Genomic DNA, 8,031 nt, shown 5'->3' on the forward strand with positions numbered 1-8,031 from the left:
GGAAGACGATGATGTCGTCCACGCGGTTGAGGAACTCGGGGCGGAAGTGCTGCTTGAGCTCGTCCTGGACCTTGTTCTTCATCCGGTCGTACTCGGACTTGGTGTCCGGGCCCGAGGAGAAGCCGAGGCTGCCCTTGGAGATGTCCCTCGTGCCGAGGTTGGTCGTCATGATGATGACGGTGTTCTTGAAGTCGACCATCCGACCCTGCGAGTCGGTGAGTCGGCCGTCCTCGAGCACCTGGAGGAGCGTGTTGAAGATGTCGGGGTGGGCCTTCTCGACCTCGTCGAAGAGGACGACGGAGAACGGCTTGCGGCGCACCTTCTCGGTGAGCTGGCCGCCCTCTTCGTAGCCGACGTAACCGGGAGGCGAGCCGAACAGCCGCGAGACCGTGTGCTTCTCGGAGTACTCCGACATGTCGAGCTGGATGAGGCTGTCCTCGTCGCCGAACAGGAACTCGGCGAGCGTCTTGGCCAGCTCGGTCTTGCCGACGCCCGTGGGGCCGGCGAAGATGAACGAGCCACCCGGACGGCGCGGGTCCTTCAGACCGGCGCGGGTGCGGCGGATCGCCTGGGAAAGCGCCTTGACGGCGTCGTCCATGCCGACGATGCGCTTGTGGAGCTCGGCCTCCATGTTGAGCAGGCGGCTGGACTCCTCCTCGGTCAGCTTGAAGACGGGGATGCCGGTCGAGGCGGCGAGCACCTCGGCGATCAGCTCCTCGTCGACCTCGGCGACGACGTCCATGTCGCCGGACTTCCACTGGGTCTCGCGTTCCGCACGCTGGCCGACGAGGGTCTTCTCGTCGTCGCGCAGGGAAGCGGCCTTCTCGAAGTCCTGACCGTCGATGGCGGCCTCCTTCTGACGGCGCACCACCGCGATCTTCTCGTCGAACTCGCGCAGGTCCGGCGGCGCGGTCATCCGGCGGATCCGCAACCGCGCACCCGCCTCGTCGATGAGGTCGATCGCCTTGTCGGGCAGGAAGCGGTCGTTGATGTAACGGTCGGCGAGGTTGGCCGCACTCACGAGGGCGCCGTCGGTGATGGACACCCGGTGGTGGGCCTCGTAGCGGTCGCGCAGGCCCTTGAGGATCTCGATCGTGTGGGCGAGCGTCGGCTCGGCCACCTGGATCGGCTGGAACCGACGCTCGAGCGCCGAGTCCTTCTCGATGTGCTTGCGGTACTCGTCGAGCGTGGTCGCGCCGATGGTCTGGAGCTCTCCACGGGCGAGCATCGGCTTGAGGATGCTCGCGGCGTCGATGGCGCCCTCGGCGGCACCTGCGCCGACGAGGGTGTGGATCTCGTCGATGAAGATGATGAGGTCGCCGCGGGTGCGGATCTCCTTGAGCACCTTCTTCAGGCGCTCCTCGAAGTCACCGCGGTAGCGGCTGCCGGCGACCAGCGCGCCGAGGTCGAGCGTGTAGAGCTGCTTGTCCTTGAGGGTCTCCGGCACCTGACCGCGCACGATGTCCTGGGCGAGGCCCTCGACGACGGCGGTCTTGCCGACGCCGGGCTCCCCGATGAGGACAGGGTTGTTCTTGGTGCGTCGCGAGAGCACCTGCATGACGCGCTCGATCTCCTTCTCACGCCCGATGACCGGGTCGAGCTTGCCCTCGCGGGCCGCCTGCGTGAGGTTGCGACCGAACTGGTCGAGCACCAGGGACCCGGCGGGGGTGCCCTCGGCCTGCTGGCCCGAACCGACGCCCGCGCCGGCCTTCTCGCCCTGGCCACCCTGGTAGCCCGCGAGGAGCTGGATGACCTGCTGGCGGACCTTGTTGAGGTCGGCGCCGAGCTTGACGAGGACCTGGGCGGCGACGCCCTCGCCCTCGCGGATCAGGCCGAGGAGGATGTGCTCGGTGCCGATGTAGGTGTGCCCGAGCTGCAGTCCCTCGCGGAGGGAGTACTCGAGCACCTTCTTCGCCCGCGGTGTGAAGGGGATGTGACCGGTCGGGGCCTGCTGCCCCTGGCCGATGATGTCCTGCACCTGCTCACGGACCGCGCCGAGGGAGATGTCGAGGTTCTCGAGCGCCTTGGCGGCCAGACCCTCGCCCTCGTGGATGAGCCCCAGCAGGATGTGCTCGGTGCCGATGTAGTTGTGGTTGAGCATCCGCGCTTCTTCCTGCGCGAGCACCACGACCCGTCGGGCCCGATCTGTGAACCGTTCGAACATGGCCAAAGCTCCCTACCTCTGTCGTGACACCTCGATGGTATCCGTGACGCCTGTCAGTGCTATCGCCGTTTCGGGCAGTTGTCCGAAGCGGTGCACGTCGACCTGAGCAACGACCCCGTATGCCGCCCTGTTCCCTTCCTTGAGTCGGTGACGCTCAATTTCGCCCAAGGCGAACAGTCCACACCGTTCCGGGAGACCGGCACGATGAACCCTGAGGACCGACCTCCAGCCTACGTCTGCGCTGCTACCACGGCATTACCCCCGGGCGCAGCCGGTGAACCTCCTGAAGGTCTCGACAAGCCCAACTTACCGAAGGTAAGTTTTCGCCATGGATCTCACCTCCTCCCCCCGACGACGCCTGCGCTGGGCCCTGCGTCACGGGATCGTCCGCTTCGGCGCCCGGCGGGGCGCCCGGGCCGGCAACCTGGCCGCCCGGCTGATGACCGAGCCGGCGCTCGTGGCCGACCCCTTCCCGGCATACGAGCAGATGCGGGCCCAGAGCCGGTTCGTGCCCAACGGCCCCGTCTGGGTGGCTCATGACCACGATCTCTGCACCGCGATCCTGCGCAGCTCCGACTTCGGTGTGATCGGCGGCCACGACGGGCAGACCCCGCCGCTGCTCACCCGGCTCGCCCTGCTGGCCGGCCCGGGGCCCGTCGGCCCGGTCGAACCGCCGTCGATGCTCGCGGTCGACGCGCCCGACCACACCCGCATGCGCAAGCTCGTCACCCGGGCCTTCACCGCCCGCGCGGTCGCGCAGCTCCGGGAGCGCACCGCGCAGATCGCCGCCGAGCTGCTGGACACGATGGCCGCGAAGGGGGATGCCGCCGACCTGGTCGCCGACTACGCGAGCCTCCTGCCCGCGACGGTGATCGCCGAGATGCTCGGTGCTCCGGTCGAGATGCGCGGCCAGTTCCTGGCCTGGGGCGCGGGTGCCGCGCTCTCGATCGACCCCGGGGTGACCTACTCCGAGTTCCGCCGGTCCGAAGCCGACCTCCGTGCGCTCGACACGTGGATGCGGGGTCACTTCGACAACGTGCGCCGGCGCGGGCCGGTGCCCGGACAGGACATCCTCTCCGACCTCGTCCTCGCGCGCGACGAGAAGGGCGCGCTGACGGACACCGAGCTGGCGTCCGTGGCCGTCCTCCTGCTGGCCGCCGGGTTCGAGACCACGGTCAACCTCATCGGCAACGCCGTCATGCTGCTCACCACCCACACCGAGCAGCTCGCCCTCCTGCAGGCGGACCCCGGCCTGTGGCCGCAGGCCGTCTCCGAGGTGCTGCGCTACGAGTCCCCGGTCCAGCGCACGGCGCGGGTCGCCCATCGCGACACGGTCGTGGCCGGCGAGCACGTCCCGGCGGGCCAGCTGGTCATCATGGTGCTCGGGGCCGCCAACCGCGACCCCGCCGTGTTCGCCGACGCCCAACGGTTCGACGTCACGCGGGTCGACGCGGGCGCCCACCTGGCCTTCTCCAGCGGCGCCCACTACTGCCTCGGCGCCGGGCTCGCCGAGATGGAGGGCGAGGTCGCGCTGAAGGCGCTCTTCGACCGCTTCCCCGACATCACCCCGGTGGGCGTCCCGCACCGGCGCCCCACCCGGGTGCTGCGCGGCTACGACGCGATGCCGGTCCGTCTCACCGCGTCGGTGCGCGAGCCCGCCTGACCCGACCACCCGGTGTTCGCTCCCACCCGTGGTCGCCGTGCCTACCCGTGGTCGCCGTGCCGGCCGAGGGTCGTCTCCGGGGTCGCATCGGGGCGGGTCCACTGGGGCGTCGGGCGTCCGGTGGGGCCCCACGTGCATTGCCCGTCCACGTCCGTGCGCCAGTACCAGCACGGACCCTGCCCCTCCGGCCAGCCCTCGGGGGTCTCCTGCCACGCCTCGCCGCGACCGTAGGGAGTCAGGTCGAGCAGGGCGAAGGACGGCGAGGCCACCTCGGTGCCCCGTCCCGTCGTGGAGTAGGTCAGGAACACGCGGTCGCCGTCGCGCAGGAAGCAGGCGAGGTTGCCCATCTCGCCCCCGATCGGGGCATCGACGTCACGCACCGAGAACCACGGCTGGGTGTAGCCCATGAACCCGACGAAGGCGGCCACCTCGTCCCAGCGACCCGGGGTGAGGATGGCGAACGAGACGCCGCGGGCGTTGAGGTAGGCGGCCTCCCTGAGGTGCCAGGCCGTGACGGTGCAGCCCTCGCACTGCCCCTGGTGCGGGGCGCCGGCGTGCCACATGTGCTGGTAGACGAGCAGCTCGTCGCGGCCCTCGAACAGGTCGACGAACGGGACCGGGCCCGCCGGTCCGACGACCTCGACACTCCCGTCGACCTCCACCATCGGCAGCCGGCGGCGGGCCGCGGCGAGGACGTCACCTTCGCGGGTGTGGGCCTTCTCGCGGACGAGGAGCTCGTCGCGGGCGACCTGCCAGGTGGCCAGGTCGACGACGGGCGGCCGGCCCGTCGGTGTGGTGGTCGGGTCGTCCGTCGTGGTCGTCATGGGTCCTCCGTGGTGTCTTGGGCGGGGCAGCGGCGTCCGAGGTGGGGGACGCCCGAAGAAGAAGACTCGCAACAGACGAGGAACTCATCGCCGTCGGCGCAGCGACTCGGGCCCTCAGCCCCGGATCGCGTCCTGCGGCACCCCTCGCCGGAACAGCGGGAAGGCATTGAAGTGCCCGCTCGTATCGGTCGTCACCGTCCACTCCGCGAGCCGCCACCCCACCGACTCGACGGCGCTGACGCTCTCGCCCCACGGCTCCATCGCCCCCTTTCCGGGGGTCCCCCAGAGGCCCGCCGCCAGTCGGACGACGAAGACGGACTGACCCGCGGCATACGCCGCCGAAGCCTGGTCCCGCAGCTGCTCGAGGTCGGATTCCCTGCTCATGCCGCCCGACTGTATGCCGCGTGGCGGCTCCCGTGGCGGCCGTGAGGTCAGGCGAGGCCGACAGTGCGGACCGCCGACGGGCGGCTGGGAGCGTTGAGCCCCCTCCGAGGGGGTCAACGCTCCCGGCGAGCGGTCAACGACCGGGCGTCAGCGCCGGCGCTGGCAGCGGCCGCACCAGAACATGTTGCGACCGGCGACGACCTTGGTGCGGATCTTGCTGCCGCACACCCGGCAGGGTTCGCCCTGGCGCCGGTAGACGGCATACTTCCGGCGGAAGCCCCCTCGGCGCGAGGTGCCGGAGACCCTCGGCCCGCGCGTGACGCCGGCGAAGCGCGAGGACGCGGGCGTCTCGTCCTCGGGTTCGTCATCGTCGATCTCGTCGACGTCCCCCTCGTCGCTCTCGTCGGCGAGATCGGCGGCCCGTTCGTCGCCAACCACGGCCGCGACCGCGGCGGCGAGGACGCCGGCCGGGCCGGGCCGGGCGCGGCGGGCGGAGTCGGTGTCCACCACCGCCAGCTCGGGCACGCGGCCCTGCGCGACGCGGAGCTCGGCCTTCTCGACCTGGTCCTCCATGGTGATGATCTGGTTGAAGGCGACCCCCAACGGCATCAGCCGCACGAGGTCGTCCCAGACCAGCTGCCAGGTCTGGCGCCGGATCTCCTTGCCCGGCCGGAAGGGGTCGATGCGGTGCCGGAAGAGCACCTCGCAGCGGTAGACGTTGCCGACGCCCGCGAGGATCGACTGGTCCATCAGGAGCTCGGCGAAGGACCGGCCCGACTTGCTGATCCGCGCCCAGGCGCGATCCGGATCCTGTTCTGTGCGCAGGGGATCCGGCCCGAGGCGCGCGACGATGTCGTCGACCTGGTCCGGGGTCACGACCTGGGAGACGATAGCGCCGCGCAGGTCGGCGACGTGGGTGGTGGTGAGGAGCCTGAGGCGGACCTGGCCCCGCACGGGGGGCACGCCGTCGCGCTCGAGGTCGTAGCTCGCGACGCTGAACTTGCCGATGAGACCGAGGTGGACGTTGAGCCACTGGTCGCCGGCGAACTCCATGAACAGGTGCTTGCCCCACGCCGAGGCCGCGATGACCTCACGGCCGTCGAGCAGCGCGGCGCCGTCCTCGAACCGTCCCTGGGGTGAGGCCGCGGAGGGACGGGTGCCGGCGAAAGCCGTGTCCAGCGCCTGCGCCAGACGGTGCAGCGTATGACCTTCGGGCACTCAGCTGGCCTTCTTCGCGGCGGTCTTCTTGGTGGCGGCCTTTGCGGCCGTCTTCTTGGCGGCCGTCCTCTTCGCAGCGGACTTGCGGGCCGCAGGTTTGTCCCCCGACTCCGGCGCGAGATCGTCCTCAGCCGTGTCCGCGTCCCCCGAGTCTGGCAATGCCGCAGGCTTCTTCGTCACCGGCTCGCCCCTCGACGCCTTGGCCTTGTCGACCGAGCGCTGCAACGCCTCGAGCAGGTCGACGACCTCGCCGGACCCGTCCTTCGCCGCCGGGGCGGCCTTGACCTCGCCGCCGGCGAGCTTGGCCTCGACCATCGCCTCGACGGCCTGGGCGTAGCCGTCCTCGAACTCCTCCGGGTCGTAGTCGCCGGCCAGCGACTCGATGAGCATCGTCGCCATGGAGAGCTCGCGCTCGGTTGCGCTGCCGACGTCGCCGAGGTTGGCGAACTCCGCCGAGCGGACCTCGTCGGGCCACAGCATCGTCTGCAGCACGATGACGCCGTCCCGCACCCGCAGCACCGCCATGTTCATCCGGCTGCGGATCGAGACCGTGACCAGCGCCATCCGGTCGGCCGACTCGAGCGCGTCGCGCAGCAGGGCGTAGGCCTTGCCCGCGCCCTTCTCCGGCTCGAGGTAGTAGGGCTTGTCCAGCAGCAGGGGGTCGATCTGGTCGCTCGGCACGAACTTCTCGACCGCGATCTCCTTGCTGCTCTGATTGGGCAGCTGCTTGAGGTCGTCGTCGGTGATGACCACCATCTGGCCGTCCTCGGTCTGGTAGCCCTTGGCGATGTCGTCGTAGGACACCTCCTCGCCGTCCACGGAGCAGACCCGCTTGTAGCGGATCTGGCCGCCGTCCTCCCGGTGGACCTGACGGAAGGAGATGTCGTGGTCCTCCGTCGCCGAGTAGAGCTTGACGGGCACGTTGACGAGCCCGAACGAGACGGCGCCCTTCCACATCGCGCGAGGCATCGGTGCTCACCCTTCCCGGACGTCACAGTGGCTGACAGTGGGCCCAAGCATCCCCCACGCCCCTGACACCCCACAACACCTCGCCCCGTGACCTGCCAGAGAATCACCTTCGGCGGTTCCCAGAAGGTGATTCTTTGGCAGGTCACGGGGCCGCTGGGTCAGGATGGGGTCATGCGCCCCATGCTCGCCTCCCCGTCGCCGTTCGTGCCGGCGGGTGACGGCTGGGTCCACGAGGTCAAGTGGGACGGGATGCGGATCCTCGCCGACGTCTCCACCGACCGGGGCCTGAGGCTGTCCTCCCGGAGCGAGCGCGACGTCACCGTGGCCTTCCCGGAGCTGGCCGGCCTGACCGAGACCTTCGAGGACATGCTCCTCGACGGCGAGATCGTGGCGCTGAAGCACGGCATACCGTCGTTCCAGGCCCTGGCGGAGCGCTTCCACGTCACCAGCGCGAAGAAGGCGGCAGTGCTCGCGACCCGCAACCCCGTCACGCTGATGACCTTCGACCTGCTGCGCCTCTACGGCGTCGACCTCATGCCCCGCCCCTGGGACGACCGGCGGGCCACCCTCGAGCGGCTCGAGCTCACCGGCACGCACTGGCAGGTGCCTTCGACCTTCACCGACGGGCACGTGCTGCACGCCGCCACCCTCGAGCAGGGCCTCGAGGGGATCGTCAGCAAGCGTCGGTCCTCCCGCTACGTCCCCGGCGCCCGCAGCGAGGACTGGCAGAAGCTCCCCCACCGCACCTCGGTGTCCGTCGTCATCGGCGGCTGGATGCCCGAGAAGGCGAGCGACCGGCTCGGCGCGGT

At 70.3% G+C, this 8,031-nt stretch carries 7 protein-coding genes; 2 read left to right on the top strand and 5 right to left on the bottom strand.

What is annotated here, in order from left to right:
* Window positions 1-2,164: ATP-dependent Clp protease ATP-binding subunit (locus Q0R63_RS19550; RefSeq protein ID WP_295701126.1), on the bottom strand; the 2,164-nt coding region annotated here is incomplete at its 3' end.
* 328 nt (window positions 2,165-2,492) lie between these two features.
* Between Q0R63_RS19550 and Q0R63_RS19555 the strand changes: the two genes are divergently transcribed.
* Window positions 2,493-3,827, top strand: coding sequence for a cytochrome P450 (locus Q0R63_RS19555; RefSeq protein WP_295701128.1), 1,335 nt, complete (start codon window positions 2,493-2,495; stop codon window positions 3,825-3,827).
* Window positions 3,828-3,868: 41 nt separating this feature from the next.
* Here Q0R63_RS19555 and Q0R63_RS19560 read toward each other — a convergent pair whose 3' ends face one another.
* The 4 genes from Q0R63_RS19560 to Q0R63_RS19575 all read right to left on the bottom strand — a co-directional run bounded on the left by Q0R63_RS19560 (window position 3,869) and on the right by Q0R63_RS19575 (window position 7,222).
* Window positions 3,869-4,651 (bottom strand): DUF899 family protein, encoded by a 783-nt coding sequence (locus Q0R63_RS19560; protein ID WP_295701130.1) that lies wholly within the window; start codon window positions 4,649-4,651, stop codon window positions 3,869-3,871.
* A gap of 114 nt (window positions 4,652-4,765) precedes the next feature.
* Window positions 4,766-5,035 (bottom strand): hypothetical protein, encoded by a 270-nt coding sequence (locus tag Q0R63_RS19565; protein ID WP_295701133.1) that lies wholly within the window; start codon window positions 5,033-5,035, stop codon window positions 4,766-4,768.
* A 147-nt stretch (window positions 5,036-5,182) separates the two neighbouring features.
* On the bottom strand, window positions 5,183-6,253 hold the full coding sequence (locus tag Q0R63_RS19570) for a DNA-formamidopyrimidine glycosylase family protein (RefSeq protein ID WP_295701134.1): 1,071 nt from the start codon (window positions 6,251-6,253) through the stop codon (window positions 5,183-5,185).
* Window positions 6,254-7,222, bottom strand: coding sequence for a Ku protein (locus tag Q0R63_RS19575; protein ID WP_295701137.1), 969 nt, complete (start codon window positions 7,220-7,222; stop codon window positions 6,254-6,256).
* Window positions 7,223-7,393: 171 nt separating this feature from the next.
* On the opposite strand from Q0R63_RS19575, the gene Q0R63_RS19580 reads away from it, so the two are divergent.
* Window positions 7,394-8,031: DNA ligase (locus Q0R63_RS19580; protein ID WP_295701140.1), on the top strand; the 638-nt coding region annotated here is incomplete at its 3' end.

The sequence above is a fragment of the Lapillicoccus sp. genome, from assembly GCF_025353065.1.
Classification (GTDB): domain Bacteria; phylum Actinomycetota; class Actinomycetes; order Actinomycetales; family Dermatophilaceae; genus Lapillicoccus.